The organism is Amycolatopsis sp. NPDC114484 (genome assembly GCF_055633755.1).
Genome location: NZ_JBVKDQ010000006.1, coordinates 117,376 through 134,792, shown reverse-complemented (window position 1 = coordinate 134,792; position 17,417 = coordinate 117,376). Strand labels below are relative to the sequence as shown.

13 protein-coding genes are annotated in these 17,417 nt (G+C 69.2%); 6 read left to right on the top strand and 7 right to left on the bottom strand.

Translation table 11 applies throughout. The annotated features are described in order from the left end of the window. Positions 1-35 precede the first annotated feature (35 nt). A complete protein-coding gene (locus ACZ7SW_RS17350) occupies positions 36-905 on the top strand; it encodes a nuclease (RefSeq protein ID WP_470231411.1) in 870 nt (289 codons plus the stop codon). Here the strand turns inward: ACZ7SW_RS17350 and ACZ7SW_RS17345 are convergent. Together ACZ7SW_RS17345 and ACZ7SW_RS17340 are read right to left on the bottom strand one after the other, a co-directional pair. After that, on the bottom strand, positions 865-2,034 hold the full coding sequence (locus ACZ7SW_RS17345) for a GyrI-like domain-containing protein (RefSeq protein ID WP_470231410.1): 1,170 nt from the start codon (positions 2,032-2,034) through the stop codon (positions 865-867). The two genes, ACZ7SW_RS17350 and ACZ7SW_RS17345, sit on opposite strands and share 41 nt — an antisense overlap. 16 nt (positions 2,035-2,050) lie before the next feature. Continuing rightward, the gene (locus ACZ7SW_RS17340) at positions 2,051-2,782 is read right to left on the bottom strand and encodes a phosphotransferase family protein (protein ID WP_470231409.1); all 732 of its coding nucleotides are present in this window, start codon (positions 2,780-2,782) and stop codon (positions 2,051-2,053) included. A gap of 290 nt (positions 2,783-3,072) precedes the next feature. Between ACZ7SW_RS17340 and ACZ7SW_RS17335 the strand changes: the two genes are divergently transcribed. Continuing rightward, entirely contained in the window at positions 3,073-5,838 is a 2,766-nt protein-coding gene (locus ACZ7SW_RS17335) for a BTAD domain-containing putative transcriptional regulator (protein ID WP_470231408.1), read from the top strand. On the opposite strand, the gene ACZ7SW_RS17330 is transcribed toward ACZ7SW_RS17335, so the two are convergent. Next, the gene (locus ACZ7SW_RS17330) at positions 5,835-6,308 is read right to left on the bottom strand and encodes a M15 family metallopeptidase (RefSeq protein WP_470231407.1); all 474 of its coding nucleotides are present in this window, start codon (positions 6,306-6,308) and stop codon (positions 5,835-5,837) included. The two genes, ACZ7SW_RS17335 and ACZ7SW_RS17330, sit on opposite strands and share 4 nt — an antisense overlap. Before the next feature lie 151 nt (positions 6,309-6,459). Between ACZ7SW_RS17330 and ACZ7SW_RS17325 the strand changes: the two genes are divergently transcribed. Beyond that, positions 6,460-7,134: a response regulator transcription factor gene (locus ACZ7SW_RS17325; RefSeq protein WP_470231406.1), complete on the top strand. Its 675-nt coding sequence runs from the start codon at positions 6,460-6,462 to the stop codon at positions 7,132-7,134. After that, on the top strand, positions 7,131-8,243 hold the full coding sequence (locus tag ACZ7SW_RS17320; protein ID WP_470231405.1) for a sensor histidine kinase: 1,113 nt from the start codon (positions 7,131-7,133) through the stop codon (positions 8,241-8,243). Before ACZ7SW_RS17325 ends, ACZ7SW_RS17320 begins: the two co-directional genes overlap by 4 nt. On the opposite strand, the gene ACZ7SW_RS17315 is transcribed toward ACZ7SW_RS17320, so the two are convergent. The 4 genes from ACZ7SW_RS17315 to ACZ7SW_RS17300 are packed head-to-tail and all read right to left on the bottom strand — an operon-like array spanning position 8,193 to position 11,945. Then, positions 8,193-9,290 carry a UDP-N-acetylglucosamine--N-acetylmuramyl-(pentapeptide) pyrophosphoryl-undecaprenol N-acetylglucosamine transferase gene (locus ACZ7SW_RS17315; RefSeq protein ID WP_470231404.1) on the bottom strand — a complete coding sequence of 366 codons (1,098 nt, stop codon included), beginning with the start codon at positions 9,288-9,290 and terminating at the stop codon, positions 8,193-8,195. The genes ACZ7SW_RS17320 and ACZ7SW_RS17315 overlap by 51 nt on opposite strands. Next, on the bottom strand, positions 9,291-9,899 hold the full coding sequence (gene vanX / locus ACZ7SW_RS17310) for a D-Ala-D-Ala dipeptidase VanX (protein WP_470231403.1): 609 nt from the start codon (positions 9,897-9,899) through the stop codon (positions 9,291-9,293). Further along, positions 9,896-10,933 carry a D-alanine--(R)-lactate ligase gene (gene vanA / locus ACZ7SW_RS17305; RefSeq protein WP_470231402.1) on the bottom strand — a complete coding sequence of 346 codons (1,038 nt, stop codon included), beginning with the start codon at positions 10,931-10,933 and terminating at the stop codon, positions 9,896-9,898. The genes vanX and vanA overlap by 4 nt, the downstream gene beginning before the upstream one ends. Then, positions 10,926-11,945: a D-isomer specific 2-hydroxyacid dehydrogenase family protein gene (locus ACZ7SW_RS17300; RefSeq protein WP_470231401.1), complete on the bottom strand. Its 1,020-nt coding sequence runs from the start codon at positions 11,943-11,945 to the stop codon at positions 10,926-10,928. Before ACZ7SW_RS17300 ends, vanA begins: the two co-directional genes overlap by 8 nt. 337 nt (positions 11,946-12,282) lie before the next feature. Here ACZ7SW_RS17300 and ACZ7SW_RS17295 point away from each other — a divergent pair, with 337 nt between their 5' ends. Both ACZ7SW_RS17295 and ACZ7SW_RS17290 read left to right on the top strand, forming a co-directional pair. After that, on the top strand, positions 12,283-16,131 hold the full coding sequence (locus tag ACZ7SW_RS17295; RefSeq protein WP_470231400.1) for a tetratricopeptide repeat protein: 3,849 nt from the start codon (positions 12,283-12,285) through the stop codon (positions 16,129-16,131). Positions 16,132-16,359: 228 nt separating this feature from the next. Beyond that, the gene (locus ACZ7SW_RS17290; RefSeq protein WP_470231399.1) at positions 16,360-17,355 is read left to right on the top strand and encodes a hypothetical protein; all 996 of its coding nucleotides are present in this window, start codon (positions 16,360-16,362) and stop codon (positions 17,353-17,355) included. The last annotated feature ends 62 nt before the right edge of the window (positions 17,356-17,417 follow it).

Below are 17,417 nucleotides of genomic sequence, written 5' to 3'. Positions count from 1 at the left end.
GGCCGGTCCGGCGGTTACCGTCGTTCTCGCGGGCGTTGACATTGATCAAAGGTCAGTTCCGGGTCGTCGGGGCTTCCCCGGACGGAGACTCGGTCCGGTTCTACCCGGACCGGCCCGACGCGTTTTCCGCCGCGAACCTCAAGGTGCGGACCAATTCGCGAGGCGGGGTGCAGTTGCGCCTCGACGGGATCGACGCGCTCGAGACGCATTACCGGCCGCGCGTCGCGGGGGCCGAGTTGTGGCGGCAGCCGAAAGAACTGGCCGACGCCGCCGGGGCGGAACTGTTGCGGTACCTCGGTTTCACCAAGGTCGAGCGCGACGAGGGCGGTCGCGTTTCCACCAGTACGCCGGGGGAGACGAGCGGGCACATCCTGACCCGGTTCGCCGACAAGTACGGCCGTGCGGTCGCGTTCGCGTTTCCCGGGCAGCGGGCGGGACGCTCCACCGACGGCGGAGACGTGCGTCTTGATCCGGAAGCGCTGAAGGCGTCGGCGAATTTCCATCTGCTCGAAACCGGGCTGGCGTATCCGACTTTCTACTCCAAGCTTTACCCGGATCTCCGCCAGGCGATGGCCGACGCGGCGGTCGCGGCGCGCACCGCGGGCAAGGGCGTGTGGGAGCACGACGTGACCACGAGCGGGTTCCGGCTGACCAGCCGTGCCCAGTTGCGGGACGACGTGGTGTTGCTGCCGAAACTGTTCCGCCGCCTCGTGGACTACTTGAGCCTGGACGAGTCCGGCGGCGTCTCGCTCGCCGGTTTCGCGGACTACGTCGACACCCGCAACGACCGGCTTTTCACCATCCCCGACGGGCACGCCACGGAACTGCACACGCTCCTGTCCGTCCGGCGGCAGGCGTTGAAGCTCACGACTCCGCCGGAGCGGATCGTGTTCCAAGAGGCTTGACCGGCTGCCGCAGGACCGTCTTCAGCTTGTCGGGCGCGGTGCGGCGCGGGTCGCTCAGGTAGATCTCGTGGTGGTCGCCGTTGAAGGTCAGGGCATGCTCGGGCAGGTATTCGTGGTGGAGCCGGTTCAGCGTGGGCGTTTCGTCGTCGTACGAGCCGAGATGCAGGATCTGGACGCTCGTGCCTTCAGCCAAGGTGCGTAGCTGAACTCCGGCGAGCGCGGGGTTGTCCTTCTTCTTCGCGACGCTTTCGGCAGCTTCCCGGACCATCTCCCCGGTGACCCACTCCGGCTGGCTGATCAGCATCGTCCAATCCCACTTCCCCTTGTCCCGCTTGAGAAAAACGCTCGGGTCATCGGCACGCCACAGGCCCTCGAGCGGTCCGACGACGAAGTCGCGGCCAAGGTTTTTCTTGCTGGCGAACTTCACCGCGTAAGCGATTCCGTACAGCGCTTCGACGGCGTTTGTGTACTCCGGCGCGGTGTTCGGGTCGCCGTGGCCGTCGGCGGCGAGGTACTGGAGCGCGGGTACGTCGACGACGGTGAAGTCCTTCGACGGCGGCGAATACAGCGCGCGATGGGCTTTCTTGACGTCGTACTTGTCCACTGTGGTCTCCTTGGTGAGGACGCTCTCGGTCCAGGCGAGGTCGGCCGTGAGCATCGCTTCGCTGTAGTCGAAGATCGCCGCGGCCGCGTCCGGCAATGGTTCTTGGCGGGCGCGCGTCGCCCGGACTTCGGCGAGTTGTTCGCGTAACGCGGCGAGCCGAGCGGTCAGTCCGGAGCGCACTTCCGCGTCCGGCAGGCCGGGGCTGTTGGCCATCGCGACGAGGACTCGCGCGTGGATCGGGGTCAGTGCGGTGAGTGCTTCGCGGGTGGCCTCCGCGCACAGTTCGACGCCGGCCTGCGTGGCTTGGATGGTCGCGCGCGATTTCCCGGAGCGCGGAGCGCCGGTGGCTTCGATCAGGCCGCGTTTGGCCAGTTTGTCGAGGACGTAATAGATCGAGGAAAAGCCGAGTGCGGTCCAGTTGCGGATGCCGCGTTCCTCGACCACCCGCTCCAGTGCGTAGCCGTGCCGGGGCTGCTCGACGAGCAGACCCAGGACGGTCAGTTCGGCGTCGGTGAGGGCGGCCATGCCAGCTATTCTAGTACTAGAATAGCTGAGCCTCCAAGACCGCCACCTCAGGAGCCGGGTCGAAGCCGTGCCCGACCAGCCAGTGGACTACCCGCAGGCTGCGCAGCGACCACCACGCGCGGAGCACGTCGAGGTCGACGCCGTCGCCGTAACCGGCCAGGACATCGGAGAGGTGTTCCTGGTGGGCCAGCGTCAAGGCGGCGAGGTCGAAGTGCGCGTCGCCCTGGGCTGCTTCGGACCAGTCGAGCACGCCGGTCACCTCGTCGCCCTCGACGAAGATGTGGGCGACCTGCAGGTCGCCGTGCGTGAACACCGGGGTCCACGGCCGGAGCGCGGCCTCGGCGATGCGACGGTTGCCGGTGACCAGGTCGGCGGGCAGGACGTCGTTCGCGATCAGCCACGCGCATTCGCGGTCGAGGTCCGCGGCGAGTTCGCCGGGGTTGAAGCCGGGGGACGGCGGCAGCGGCGCCTCGTGCAGTTTCCGCGCGGCGGCTCCGGCGGCGGCCCAGGCTTCCGGCGACGCGGTCGACGGTTTCCCGGGGCGGCCCAGTTCCCGTCCGGGCAGCGCGGCGAGCGCGAGCACGGGCGGTTTCCGCCACCGGATCTCCGGCGTCGGGATCGGCGCCAGCGCCATCGCGGCGACCTCGGCGTCGGCGCGCGCCTGGTCGGTGTCGACCTTCAGGAACACGTCGCCGACGCGCAGGGTCGCGCGTTCGTGGTGGGCGACGATGATTTCGACTTCCTCCATGCCCGCGATTGTCAACGAAGACGATCACCGACGGCACCGGATTTTCGCGCGGGCGGCGGCGAGTACCCCCAGCACCCGCCCCTCCCCGGAGGATGTCCGCCCGGCCCCACCGCCGCCGGCCCCCGAGCCGGCGACCAGGTCCCCACCTCGGGGGCCGGACGTGCTTCTACCGTGCCCGGCGCCGTCCCCAACCTGTCCCTGGTCTGTCCTTTCGGCACCGTGGGGGCCGTTGACCTGCACGGGTATGCTCGGGCGCGCAGCGGTGCCGGAGCCAAGGGGGGAACCGCCGAATGGATTTTCGCGTGCTCGGAGCGCTGGAAATCCACACTGGATCCGACCGGCTGACGCTGCCCGGCGCGCGCCATCGCCGCGTGCTGGCCTGTTTGCTGCTCTCGCCGAACTCCGTCGTTCCGCTGCCGAAGCTGATCGAGGCGACCTGGGAGGGCGAGCCGCCCGCGACGGCCACCAAGCAGATCCAGAACTGTGTTTCGGTGCTCCGCGAGCGGCTCGGCGATCCCGGGCAACAGCTCATCGTGACCGACGGTTCCGGCTACCGGATCGCGGTCGGCGATCAGCAAGTCGACTGGCTCCGGTTTACCGGCGCTGTCGCCGCCGCCCGCCAGTCCGCGGAGGGAGGCGCGCTGGCCGAGGGCGTCGAGGAGATCCGTTCGGCGTTGAAACTGTGGCGCGGTCCGGTGCTGGACGGCCTGGACGCCACGGCGCTCGCCGGGCGGGCGGCGCGGCTGGAGGAGCAGCGGCTCACCGCGCTGGAGCTGTGCATCGATTGGCAGCTGAAACTGGGCCAGCACCGTGAGGTCGTGGACGAGCTGGCGGAGATCGTCGAGGAGCATCCGCTGCGGGAACGGCCGTACGCACAGCTGATGCTCGCGTTGGACCGCAGCGGGCGGCAGGCGGACGCGCTGACGGTGTTTCAGCGATTGCGGACGCAGCTCGCCGAGGAACTCGGGGTCGATCCCGGTGCCGAGGTGCGCCGGTTGCACGAGCAGATCCTGCGTGGCGAGACGGAAGAGCCGAGCCAGCCGGAAGAGCCGCCGAGCCAGCCGGAGCAGCCGGCGAGTCAGCTCGATCGGGCGGCTGACGAACTCGCGGCGGCGATCGTCCGGCAGTGGACCGCGGAGGCGGAGATCCGCTCGCTGCACCGTCCGGAGCCGGTGCCGTTGACCTGGACGAGCACCGAGCGCCCGGTCGCCGCGGCGGCGTCGGCGGTGCTCGGCCAGCCCGGCGACCCGAGCCGGCTGACGTTCAGCGGCGACCTCACCGACGTCGTCGCGAAGTTCCGGCAGGTCCCGGCGCGACAGCTGGTCGTGCTCGGCGAACCGGGCGCGGGGAAGTCGGTCTTGGCCATCCTGCTCACGCTCGGGCTGCTGGCCGACCCGCCGCCCGGCGAACCGGTGCCGGTGCTGCTGCCGCTGTCGTCGTGGAATCCCCGCGAGGAACACCTGCACGGCTGGCTGGCCCGCCGTCTGGTCGAGGAGTATCCGGGCCTGGCCAACACCGGTGCGTACGGCAAGGGCGCGGCCCTCCGGCTGGTGCTCGAAGGCCGGATCATCCCGGTGCTCGACGGGCTCGACGAGCTGGCGCCCGGGCTCCACACCGCCGCGATCGACGCGCTGGACCAGGCCGTCTCCGGAGGTCGGCCGCTCGTGGTGACCTGCCGCAGCACCGAGTACGAGTTCGCGGTGCGGCAGTCCGGGACGTTTCTGTCCCGGGCGGCGGTGGTGGAGATCGAGCCGGTCGAGACCGAGGACGCGATCGACTTCCTCACCGCGCGGCAGCGGTTCGGCGAAACCCGCTGGGAGCCGGTGGTCCGGCAGCTGCGGCAGAGCCCGGAAAGCCCGCTGGCACAGGCACTTCGCACGCCGTTGATGGTCGACCTGGCGAGGACGGCGTACGCGCATCCGTCGACCGATCCCGGCGAACTCTGCGACACCACCAGGTTTCCCGGCCGCGCGGCGATCGAGGGACATCTGCTGGACGAATACCTGCCGGTGGTCTACACCTCTCGGCCGGCCCCGCCCGCGCGGCTCGACCGGCCGACCCGGCCGCGCGATTACCCGGCGGAGCAGGCGCAGCGCTGGCTGAGTTTCTTCGCCCGGCAGCTCGAACGCGACCAGAGCCGCGATCTCGCGTGGTGGCAGTTGGATCGCGCGGTGCCGAGGCTGGTCATCGGGCTCTGTCTCGGGTTGCCGCCGGCGTTGCTGTTCGCGCTGACCGGCTGGATCGCCGCGGGCCCGGTGATCGGGGCGATCTACGGGCTGTCGTTCGCGGTGGCGGGTTGTGTGACGCATACCGTCGGCAGCAGGCCGGGGCCGTTGCGAGTGGAGGCGCGGTTCCGCGGGACCGCGGGCCGATTCCTGCGGCGGTTCGCGGTCGGGGTGCTGATCGGGGTGTGCCTCGGGCTGGCCTGGTCGCTGTCGGTCGGGGTGATCGCCCTGCTCGCGGTGGTGTTCGGGCTGGCGATCGGGGTGCACGTCTGGCTGGACACGCCGCTGGAGGCGAGCCGGGTGTCGAGTCCGGCGAGCGTCCTGCGCAACGACCGCGCCGCGACGCTGTCGTTCACCTTGTCCTTCATCGTTTCACTGGGCTTGTTCTACGGGATGGCCTTCGCCTTCACCAAGGAAACGCGGTTCCTCGGGGTTTTCGACGACCATTACGACCTGGCGCTGGCCTTCGCCGGAGGGTTGGCGTCGGCGTTGCTGGGCCGTTTTTTGGTGCGGAGCCCGGGAAGTCTCGCCTACGGTCTCGCCGGCGTGATCATCGGCGGCCAGGTCTTTTCGCGGGCTTCGAGCACGTCGCAGGCGATAGCGGCGGGAGTCGTGTTCGGGCTGGCGGTGGGGCTGAGCGTGTGGATCGCCCGGGCTTGGGGCGCGTACACGTTCAGCCGGTTGTGGCTGGCCTCCCGGAAGCGAATTCCGTTGGACCTGATGGGTTTCCTCGACGACGCCCATCGCCGCGGCGTCCTTCGCCAGGTCGGTGAGGTGTATCAGTTCCGGCACGCTCGATTGCAGGAACGACTCGCGGCGGAACCGTCCTAGGCCTGCAACCTCGGATCCTGCGACGGGTCCGCGTACATCGGCGGACAGCCTTGGTCGATGGCCTCGGGGCGTAGTTCGTAGTGCCAGGGTTCGTTGCGGTAGATCTGGCACAGTCCATACGCGGCACCGTGTTTCGACAGCCAGGCCGTGGCTTCGAAGGGGCCGAGGTCGATCGCGTTCCCCAAAACGTGCGCGGACCGGTCGGCGGTGGCCACCCAGCGAGCGGCTTCCTGTTCCGAGCCGTACCTGGCGATCGCCTTACGCCGAAGCTGATTCTGATACGCCGGGGAACGCCAGCCGCTGTTGACGCGGAACTCGACGCCGTCGTTCGCAGCGTCCTTCGCCGCACGGCGCAGCGCGTCCAGGAATACCGGGTCGAGATTGGCCACGGCCGGAATCTCGGCGAACACCGTCGTGCCGGACGGGACGGCTCCGTCGGCCTCGCTGAGTGCGCCGCGACGGTGAAGCACCCGGCGGACGGTTCGCCGGAAGACAGCGAGAGCCGGGCGTCGTGCTGATTCGCTGCGGGTCATGGCGTTCAGCCAAGGCGAAACGGTGTTGCCAGCGCGTACGCGGTTTCGGATATGCCAGCGATACGCGCCTGCTCGTAGCATCGAAGGCATGCGTGTGCTGATCGTCGAGGACGAGCCGTACCTGGCCGACGCCATCCGGGACGGGCTGCGCCTGGAAGCGATCGCGGCCGACCTCGCCGGGGACGGGGACACCGCGCTGGAAATGCTGAGCGTCAACGCCTACGACCTGGCTGTGCTCGACCGGGACATCCCCGGCCCGTCCGGCGACGAGATCGCCAAACGCGTCGTCGCGTCCGGCAGCGGCATGCCGATCCTGATGCTCACCGCCGCCGACCGGCTCGACGACAAGGTCTCCGGCTTCGAACTCGGCGCCGACGACTACCTCACCAAACCGTTCGAGCTGCGGGAACTCGTGCTCCGGCTGCGCGCGCTCGACCGCAGGCGCGCGCACAACCGGCCGCCGGTGCGGGAGATCGCCGGACTGAAGCTGGACCCGTTCCGCCGCGAGGTCTACCGGGACGGCCGGTACGTCGCGCTGACCCGGAAGCAGTTCGCCGTCCTCGAGGTGCTCGTCGCGGCCGAGGGCGGGGTGGTCAGCGCCGAAGAACTCCTGGAGCGGGCCTGGGACGAGAACGCGGACCCGTTCACCAACGCCGTGCGCATCACGGTCTCGGCGCTGCGCAAACGGCTCGGCGAACCGTGGCTGGTCGCGACCGTCCCCGGGGTCGGCTACCGGATCGACGACGGATCGGCTCGCGGATGATCCGCGAGCCGGGGATGAGCGTCCGGCTCAAACTGACCCTGAGCTACGCCGGGTTCCTGATGCTGGCCGGGACGCTGCTGCTCGGCGCGGTGGGCCTGTTCCTGCTGAACTACCAGGACCGGGCGCTGGAAGTCATGCCGGTGGTGATGGCTCCCTCCGGCCGCGACCTGATCAAGGACTTCGCGCCCGACGCGGGGATCGTGATGCTGCTCCTGCTGGTGTTCGGCCTGCTGGGCGGCTGGATCCTGGCCGGGCGCATGCTCGCCCCGCTGACCCGGATCACCGCCGCGACCCGGCGCGCCTCGACCGGGTCGCTCGCCCACCGGATCGAGCTGGAAGGCCGCGACGACGAGTTCCGCGAACTCGCCGACAGCTTCGACGCCATGCTCGCCCGCCTCGACGCGCACGTCGCCGAACAGCGGAGATTCGCCGCCAACGCCTCCCACGAGCTGCGCACCCCGCTGGCGATCACGCAGAGCCTCCTCGAAGTCGCCCGCAACGACCCGGGCCGGGATGTCGACGAGCTTCACGAGCGCCTCCGCGTCGTGAACGCCCGGGCGATCGAACTCACCGAAGCCCTGCTGCTGCTCAGCCGCGCGGATCAGCGGTCGTTCACCCGCGAATCCGTTGATCTGTCCCTTCTGGCCGAAGAGGCCGCCGAGACGCTTCTTCCGCTCGCCGAGAAGCACGGGGTCGTCATCGAGACTTCGGGAGATATCACTGCCGTTCGCGGGTCGCGCGCGCTTTTGCTGCAGTTGACGACGAACCTGCTGCACAACGCCATCGTCCACAACCTGCCGGAAGGCGGGACCGTGCAGCTTCGCGCCACTGCCTCCGCGACGGCGGGCACTCTCATCGTGGAAAACACCGGGGAGGAAGTCAGTCCGGAGCGGATCTGGACGTTCACCGAGCCGTTCCAGCGCGGTACTGAACGGATCCGTCGTGACCACGCCGGGGTGGGCCTCGGGCTGGCGATCGTGAAGAGCATCGCGCAGGCACATGACGGGACGCTTTCTCTCGCGCCGGGTGCTGCTGGCGGGCTTCGCGTGACGGTGCGGCTACCGGGCGCGGCGATGTCGTTCGGCGATCGTCAGGACGTGCCGGGCTAGGACGGTGTCGGCGTTGGGCGCTCCGGTCGCGGACGCGCGAGCGGACATCGCCGCGATCCGGGCTGGGTCGGTGAGGATCGGGATCAGCGTGGATTCGATCCAGGCCGGAGTGAGGTCCGCGTCGTTCACGAGCAACGCGCCACCTGCTGCGACGATCGGTCCGGCGTTCAGCCGTTGCTCGCCGCCGCGGTCCGGCAGCGGGACGAACGCGGCGGGCAGGCCGACTGCGGCCAGTTCGGCACAGGTCATCGCGCCTGAGCGGCAGATCGCGAAGTCGGCTGCGGCGTAGGCGTACTGCATTTCGTCGACATACGGCAGGACTACATACGACGGCTCGCCCGCTTCGACGGTGTGCTGCGGGCCGGTGATGTGCAGGACTTGCACCCCGGCCGTTCTCAGCTGGTCAGCTGCGCCGGAGGCGGCGGCGTTGATTGCCTTCGCGCCTTGCGAACCGCCGGTGACCAGCAGTACCGGGCCGACGGGGTGCAGGCCGAACTTCCGTCGAGCTGCTTCGCGGGTCGCGGGACGGTCGAGTCCGGTGATTGCCGGGCGCAGCGGGATGCCGATCGCGGTGCCGTGTTTCAGCCGGACGTCGGGGGAGGCGGTGTACACGTGCGTCGTCATCCGGGCGGCCAGTCGATTGGCCGCGCCTGGCCGGACGTTCGCCTCGTGGATCACGATGGGCAGCCGTCGCTGGCGGGCGGCGAGGTAGGCCGGGGCGGCGACGTAGCCGCCGAAGCCGACGACGACGTCTGCCTGGACCTGGTCGAGGACCTTCCCGGCGGTGCGGATCGAATCGCGCAGCCGGGACGGCGTCTGCAGGAGGGCCCGGGTTACCTTGCGCGGCAATGGCGCTGGAGGGATGAGCTCCAGCGGGTAGCCGCGGGCCGGGATGAGTGTCGTGTCCAGGCCGCGGACGGTGCCGAGCGCGGTCACCTCGGCGGAAGGGGCCAGCCGGCGCAGTGCGTCGGCGAAGTTCATCGCGGGTTCGATGTGCCCGGCTGAATGGCCTCCGGCGACGACCACGCGTGGTGCTCTGGTGCCCATCTAGGCGACGAGGAAATCGAAGTACGTGTCCGGATAGGGCTCGTCTTTGAGTGTGTAGTGCCACCATTCGGCTTCGTAGGCGACGAAACCGCAATCCTCCATAATGGACCGGAGGTGCTGCCGGTTCGCTGCCTCGGTCGCGGTGACGCTGGGCGAGCCGTGGTGTGAGACGACGTCCATCAGATCGAAGCCGCCGCCCATCGGGAGAAGCTCGCCGGTGTCCAGGCGGTACAGCGTCAGATCCGCTGTGCTGCCTCGGGTGTGGCCGGATTTGGTTGCCACGTAGCCGTTTTCGAACATCTCCGCACGGTTGAGGTTCGGGTAGTGCTGGCGCTTCTTCCGTCCGTCTTCGGGCTGTTCCGCCCAGCGCAGGAAGCAGTCCACGGCGCGCTGCGGCCGGTACCCGTCCCAGAGCAGCAGGCCGAAGCCCAGCGTCGCGGCTTTGTCTTGGGCGCTTCGCAACGCGGCGCACAAGGCGTGGGTGCCGACGATCCGGTTCGCCAGGTAGCCGTCGACTGGTTTGCCGGTGAAGTTGTCCCAGGTGGCGTACTTGGCGTCCCAGCGGATCCCGGGCGCGGCCTCGTCCAGGAAGGCGAAACCGTGCTTCATCGGGGCGCCCCGGCCAACGCGAGCGACACCATCAGGTCGAGCAGTTCGGAGAACGGCAACCCGGCCGCCGCCATCATCCGCGGGTACCGGCTGTAGGAGGTGAGGCCGGGGAAGGTGTTGACCTCGTTGAGCATGGCGGTGCCGTCTTCGAGCAGGAACAGGTCGACCCGGGCGAGGCCTTTGCAGCCCAGCGCGCGGTAGATGGTCTTGGCGGTCGCCTGGACGCGGGCGCGCGACTCCGCGGAGATGTCCGCGGGAACGAGGATGGTCGAGTTCTCGGAGCCGCTTTCCGGATTGTCCTCCTGATGGATCTTGAAGAAGCCGTGCGACAGCCGGATCTGGTCCGGTTCGCCGACGGTCAGTTCCGCGCCGTTGCCCAGTACCGCGCAACCCACCTCGCTGCCCTCGACCGCTTCCTCGATGAGCACCTTGGAATCGAATCGCGCCGCGTCCGCGATCGCGCCCGGCAAGTCCTGCTCGCGCGAGACCTTGGTGACGCCGAACGACGAACCGGACCGGGCCGGTTTCACGAAGACGGGGTAGGCGAACTTGCTCGCGTCGATGTCGTCGTCCGCCGGGCCGGCCCAGAAGTTCGGCGTGGCGATGCCCGCGCTGTCGACCACCAGGTAGGCCAGGGATTTGTCCATGCACAGCGCGGAACTCTGCACGTCGCAGCCCGCGTACGGGATCCCGGACAGCTCCAGGAGGCCCTGCGTCGCACCGTCCTCGCCGAGTTTGCCGTGCAGCACCGGCAGCACCACGTCCAGCCGGACCGATTCGTATTTCCCCTCGTCCTCGACAAGCAGCCCGTGGACGCTCCGGTCCGGCGACAGCATCGCCGGGCGTCCGCCGTCCTCCCACGCTTCGCCGGGGCCGTCGCACAGCTTCCAGGAACCGTCCTGGGTGATCCCGATCCAGTACGGCTCGTACTTTTCCGGGTCGAGGTTCTTCGCCACCTCGCGCGCGGATTTGACCGAGACGGGGTGTTCCTCGGAGATTCCCCCGAAGACGACCCCGACCTTGAGCTTAGCCATGGTTTGTCCAGCTTTCGAAATTCAGGCAGTTGAGGAGACTGTTTTCCACCGCGTCGCGCAATGCGTGGTCGGTGTGATAGGCGGTGTGCGGGCTGATCAGGACGTTCGGCAGTTTCTGCAGCCGCGCCAGATTCGTGTTCTCGATCGGTTTTCGACGGCAGTCGGCGTAGAACATCCCTTCCTCCCCTTCGAGGACGTCCAAGGCCGCGCCGCCCAGCCGGCCGTTTTCCAGCGCGGACAGGAGGGCTTCGGTGTCGAGAAGCCCGCCGCGGCCGGTGTTGACGACGATCGCCCCGGGTTTCAGCTGCGCGATCCGGTCCCGGTTCAGCAGGTGGCGAGTCTCGGGAGTGAGCGGGGTGTGGAGGGTGACGATGTCGCTCTGTCGCAGCAAATCATCGAGCGGAACGTAGTCCGCCGACGTCCGCGGACGAAGGTCGTAAGCCAGTTTCTGGCCGCCGAAACCCCACAGCCGGTCGATGACCGCCGCGCCGATCCGTCCGGTTCCGATGACGCCGACGGTAAGGTCGCGCAGTTCTTTTCCCGGAAGATCGCTCAACCGGTAATCGTGCGCGTCCGTCCGGCGGATGAGAGATTTCGCGTTGCGGATCGCCATCAGCATCAACATGAGCGTGTAGTCGGCGACGCTATCGGGCGAGTACGCGACGTTTTCCACCGTGATGCCGATTTTCTCGGCGTACGCGACATCGAGATGATTGCACCCGATACTGCGCGTGGAGAGATACTTGACGCCGACCTCGCTGAGCGCGCGCAAAGTGGCGTTGGTGATGCGGGTTTTGTGACTGACACTGACGCACCGATTCCCGGCGGCGAGTGCGACGTTGGCTTCAGACAGCGCCGCCGAGGTGACAGCCGGTGTCACCCCCAAACGAGACACCGCCTCCCGGACCAAGGCGGCTTCGTCCGGCCCGCACCCGTAGATCGTGACGCCGGTCGCCGGAACCAGCGACCGGACCTGAAGGCCTGTGGTGCGTGCTGGTTCGCGGTAGGTCATGCGTGCCAGTCAAGGCAGAACGATGTTGCCAGCACGTATGCGGTTTCCGATACACGGACGATATGCGGCTCCGAAATGGCGGAAAACCGCACCAGAGACGGCAATTCCCGGCGTGATAGCGAAAATCCCAGGGTCCCAGCCACTGTTTTCGCAGTTCAGCCGCTCCTTCGCGGCCTTGGTCCGGCGCGGGCGCGATACCGGGGAACACTTGTACATCGGCGACGAGCCGTGCGACCGTTGAACGGACGGAGCGACTTGCCCGGACTGTGCCGGTCGCTCGTGGCGGCCGGTGGCGGCTCTGGGGGCGGGAAGGGCGGACGCGCAGGGGAGATCGGCAGTGACGGCGGTCGTGGCAGTGCATGTCCCGCACCGGGCGGTTCTGGACGTGGTGTTCGTCCATGGGCTGGACGGCGATGCCCGCGCGTCGTGGCGCTGCGGCGGCGACGGCACGTTCTGGCCGCGGTGGCTGGCTGGCGACCTCGCCGGCGTCGCGGTCTGGACCATCGGGTACGACGCCTGGTCCAGCGGATGGCGCGGCCAGTCCATGCCGGTGCCGGACCGGGCGGTCAACCTGATGGCGCAGCTGCGCGACGCCGGCCTCGGCGAGCGTCCGCTGTGCTTCGTCGCGCACAGCATGGGCGGCCTGCTGGTGAAGGAGATCCTGCTGCACGCGGCCGAGAGCCGGAACGATTTCGCGTGTTTCGCGGCGGCGGCGAAGGGCGTTGTCTTCCTGGGCACGCCGCACACCGGTTCCGGGCTGACGCGGGCGGTGGACGCGCTCGGCGTGCTGTACCGGGGCACGCCCGCCGTCGAAGACCTGCGCCGCAACAGCGCGTACTTGCGGCAGCTCAACGACCGGTACCGGGATTGGGCGGACGAGACCGGGATCGCCAACCTGGTGTTCTTCGAAACGCGGCTGACCCGCCGGGTCCGGGTGGTGGACGAGGCCTCGGCCAATCCGGGCCTGCCCAGGGTCCGGCCGATTCCGGTGGACGCGGACCACGTCGGCCTCTGCAAGCCCGCGGACCGCGGTTCGCTCGTCTACGGGCAGGTCAAGCGGTTCGTGCTGGGCCTGCTGCCCGGACGGGGGAACGGCCGGTCCCGTCCGGCGGCGGTGCACCGGACGATTCTGGTCGCCGACGTCGAAGGGTTCAGCGACCGGAGCCGGACGAACCGGAACCAGCTTTCCGTCCGCGACGCGATGTACCAGACGCTGCGCCGGGCGTTCCGGAAAGCCGGCATCCCCTGGGAGGCGTGTTACCGCGAGGACCGCGGCGACGGGGTGCTCGTGCTCGCTCCGCCGGAGGTGCCCAAAGCGGTCTTCACGGAATCGCTTCCCGGCGCGATCGTCGAGACGCTGGAGGTGCACAACCGGGTCGCCGACGCGGGGGAACAGCTCCGGTTGCGGCTCGCGGTGCACGGCGGCGAGGTCCACTACGACCAGCACGGCGTGACCTCGAACGCGGTCGTCCTCGCTTTCCGGCTGGTCGGGTCGACGGCGTTGAAGTCCGCGCTGGCCGGGTCTTCGAGCGTGCTCGCGATGATGGTTTCGCCGTGGTTCTTCGACGAGGTCGTGCGGCACAGCCAGGAGAGCCGCGCGGAGACCTGGCGGCCCTTTCCGGTGTCGCTCAGGGGCGGTGAGACGACCGGCTGGGCGAGTCTGCCCGGCGATCCGTGGCCCGCCGAACAGGCTGGCGCGCGCGACCGGCACGAGACTCCGGACGTCGCCGGTCCTCTCGCCGAACAGCCGGTGCCGTACCCGCCGCGAGCAGGCCGAGAGGGTGAGAACGGCCAGCTGGCGAAACGGACGCTTCCCCGCGACGCCCCCGCCTTCACCGGCCGGACCGCGGAGCTGGAGAACGTGCTCAAGGAGATCACCGGCGCGGTCCACACCGGCCACATGGTCGCCATCCACGCGATCGACGGCATGGCCGGGGTCGGGAAAACCGCGCTCGCCGTGCACGCCGGACACCTTCTCGCGGAACGGTTTCCGGACGGTCAGCTGTTTCTGCGGCTGCACGGGCACACCCCGGGCGAGCAGCCGGTGGGACCGGCGGACGCGCTCGCGTCGCTGCTGACCATGATCGGCGTGACCGCGAGGCAGATGCCGGCCGGGCTCGACGCCAGGGCGGCGCTGTGGCGGGACCGGCTGGCGGACCAGCGGGTGCTGCTGATCCTGGACGACGCGCTGAGCCACCAGCAGGTCGAACCGCTCCTGCCGGCGGCGACCGGATCGCTGGTGATCATCACCAGCCGCCGCCGGCTCAGTGCCCTCGACGGGGCGGTTTCGGTCGCGCTGGACGTCCTGCCCGCCGAGGAGGCGTCGGCGTTGTTCGTGCGGCTGTCGGGCAGGTCGATCCGTCCAGGGGAGAGCGAAGCGGTCGATCGGGTGGTGCGCCTGTGCGGATGGCTGCCGCTGGCGGTGACCCTGCTGGCGGGAAGGCTCCGCAGCCGTCCGCAGCGGACCGTGACCGATCTGGCGGACGAACTGGACTCGACGCACGACCGGCTCGGCCGGCTGCGGGCGGAGGACATCGAGGTGGCCGCCGCCTTCGACCTGTCCTACCGCGAACTCCGCCCCGGCCAGCAACGGTTCTTCCGCCGCATCGGCTTGCATCCCGGCCCGGAACTCGACGCGCACGCGACCGCGGCGATGGCGGACCTTCCGGTGGCCGAGGCCGGCGCGCACCTCTGCGCCCTCTACGACGACCACATGCTCGAAGAGCCCGCGTTCGACCGCTACCGGATGCACGACCTGATCCGCGAGTACTCCCGGAATCTCAGCCACGCCGACGACCAGCGGGAGACTGAGCGGGTCGTGGGCAGGCTTTTCGACTACTACTGCGACACCGCGGCTGAGGCGGCGGCGCACATCGCCAAGGACGTGACCACTGACGGCCTCCGCGAAACCCGCTCGCTCCGCCGTCGACCGGCGCGCGACGCTCGGGTGGCGAGCAGCGTCGAGGCGTGGCGGTGGATGCGCGTCGAGGCCGTCAACCTGCTTGCCTGCGCTGACCACGCGATCCGGCACGGCTGGCACCACCACGTCGTCGACCTGTCGGCGTGCCTGGCCAAATTCCTCTACGTGGCCGGGCCGTGGGACCGGGCGTTGCGGCTGCATCAGTCCGCAGTGCGCGCGGCGGAGCACAACGGCGACGAGGCGGCGCGAGCGCATGCCTTGAACCACTTGGGAAGCGTGCAACGACGCATCGGCGACTACCTGTCCGCCGCCACTTCGCACACCGCCGCGCTGGAGAGTTACACCGCGTTGCAAGACGAGGCGGGCCAGGCCGCCGCACTCGGTCAGCTCGGTGCTGCGCGGCGTTGTCTCGACGACTATGCCGGTGCCGCCAAAGCCTTCCAGCGCGCCCTCGCGATGGTGCTGAAACACGGCGATCGCAGCGGGGAAGCGCACGCACGCAACGAACTCGGCATCCTGTACCTGGTCAGCGGCGACTACCGGGCCGCGGTCGGCTCGCACGAACACGCCCTCAGCATTTACGAGGAACTGGACGATCTCCTCGGCCAGGCGGACGCCTGGAACGAGCTGGAGGTCGCGCGGCGGGCGATCGGCGACTTCCCCGGCGCGGTCGACGCGAACACCCGCGCGGTCGGCGGCTTCCGCAGGCTCGGCGACGGCTTCCACGAATCGTTCGCGCTGAACAGCCTCGGCGTGGCCTGGCGGATGATCGGCGAGTACCGGAAAGCGGTCGACGCGCACAACGAGGCACTGGCCGTTTCCCGGGCCCTGCGCGACCGGCTGGGCGAAGGGACCGGACTCAACGAACTCGGTGCGGCGCTGCGTCTTCTCGGAGAGCTCGAGGCCGCGGAGAAGTGTCTTCTCCAGGCCCTGGACGTCTTCGCGGAGCTGGGCAATCAGCTCGGCAAAGCCGAAACGCTGAACAACCTGGGCGCGCTGCTGCTGGCGACCGGGCAGGTGGAGGAGGCGGGCGAGCGGTACCGGAGCGCGCTGCCGCTGGCCCGTGAGGTGAACAGTCCGCTAGAAGAGGGCCAAGCTTTGGCCGGGCTCGGCCGGTACGCGTTTTCGCGCGGCGATCAGGACGCCGCGCGGGAGTGTTTGCTTTCCGCGCTGGCGATTTTCGACCGGATCGAATACTGGGAAGCCGATTCCGTCCGGGACTATCTCCGCTCGGCGGTGGATCGCCTTGACCTCAACCCGAGTTGAGTGGTCCGGCGGGTTTCAAGGTGTGCGGGGTCCGCGGCATTGTCCGCAGGGAGCGCCGATTCCTGATCTCGCCGAGTTAAGGATCGACGTCGCACCGGTGCCTGCTCCGCGCGGGACGCGGGTTGTATCGGACCAGCGTACAGATTCAGGGCGACGCCGGGTATTGCGGGACTTCTGGCCGGGGAAATCCGGTAGAGCGAACGACCCTCGGCGTGCTCGGATATCCCGATGCGAGACCGGGAGCGGAGGAACGCGGCCCGCCGGGAGACAGTTCTGGCGCTGCCGGCCCTCCGCGTCTGGCATCATGCGGGAATCGTCCCGCCGCAGCCGGATGACGTGCGGATCTCGGAGTCGATCGGTCCGCTCGGCGAGTTGACGGCGTTGTGGTCGGCCCCTGCGGATCAAGCGGCGCTGGCACCGTTTCCGCCCGCGCGGACGTCGCGTCCGACGGCGGTGCGGGTGACCGTGCACGTGCCGGAGATGGCGGTCGCCGCGCGGATTTCTGCTCTTCGGCTGGGGTACCCGACGGTGCAGCCGCTGCCGGACGGTCGCGTGCTGGTGGTCGGCCCGCGGTGTGCGTGGCGGACGGGCGGGCCGGACCGCAACGCGGTCGTCTACGGTCCCGACGGCGAAGTGCTGGCCGAGCAGACCTTCGGCGACGGAATCAACCACGTGCAGACCACGCGCAGCGGCGAGGTCTGGGTCGGCTACTTCGACGAAGGCGTCCTCGGCTCGTACGGCTGGGGCGACGACGGCACCGCGCTTCCTGTCGGCCGGAGTGGGCTGGTCCGGTTCTCGGCTGCCTTGACCGAGGAATGGCATTACCCCGACTTCGCTCGGGTGGCGTGGGGCCGCATCCTGGACTGCTACGCACTCAACGTCGATGGCAACACCGCCTGGACCTGCTCCTACACCGATTTCTCCATCGTCCGGACTCGCGGCGACGACGTAACCGGATGGCGCAACGACATTCGCGGTGCCGATGCCTTGGCAGCGCAGGGTTCCCGGGTCGCGTTGTGTGGCGGTTACGAGCCGTATCGTGATCGGCTGGTGACTGGGGTCCTGGACGACGGCCGGTTCCGGGTGACCGGCGAGTACCGGCTCGTCCTGCCTGACGGGCAGGAGATGCCGAGGCAGGTCCGGGTCTTCGGGCGGGGCGCGGACTTGCACCTCGTGGCCGGAGACGACTGGTTCCGGCTCAGTCTGGAGGATCTTCCGGCGTGAGAAAATCCCCGCCCTCGTGCGGATTCTGCCACCGCGCCACCAAAAACCCCGGTTGTTCATCG

Coding starts and splice junctions, on each gene's coding strand:
- ACZ7SW_RS17345 (WP_470231410.1), bottom strand. CDS start 2,034: ATGGCCGCCCTCACCGACGCCGAACTGACCGTCCTGGGTCTGCTCGTC.
- ACZ7SW_RS17340 (WP_470231409.1), bottom strand. CDS start 2,782: ATGGAGGAAGTCGAAATCATCGTCGCCCACCACGAACGCGCGACCCTG.
- ACZ7SW_RS17335 (WP_470231408.1), top strand. CDS start 3,073: ATGGATTTTCGCGTGCTCGGAGCGCTGGAAATCCACACTGGATCCGAC.
- ACZ7SW_RS17325 (WP_470231406.1), top strand. CDS start 6,460: ATGCGTGTGCTGATCGTCGAGGACGAGCCGTACCTGGCCGACGCCATC.
- ACZ7SW_RS17320 (WP_470231405.1), top strand. CDS start 7,131: ATGATCCGCGAGCCGGGGATGAGCGTCCGGCTCAAACTGACCCTGAGC.
- ACZ7SW_RS17315 (WP_470231404.1), bottom strand. CDS start 9,290: ATGGGCACCAGAGCACCACGCGTGGTCGTCGCCGGAGGCCATTCAGCC.
- vanX (WP_470231403.1), bottom strand. CDS start 9,899: ATGAAGCACGGTTTCGCCTTCCTGGACGAGGCCGCGCCCGGGATCCGC.
- vanA (WP_470231402.1), bottom strand. CDS start 10,933: ATGGCTAAGCTCAAGGTCGGGGTCGTCTTCGGGGGAATCTCCGAGGAA.
- ACZ7SW_RS17300 (WP_470231401.1), bottom strand. CDS start 11,945: ATGACCTACCGCGAACCAGCACGCACCACAGGCCTTCAGGTCCGGTCG.
- ACZ7SW_RS17290 (WP_470231399.1), top strand. CDS start 16,360: ATGCGAGACCGGGAGCGGAGGAACGCGGCCCGCCGGGAGACAGTTCTG.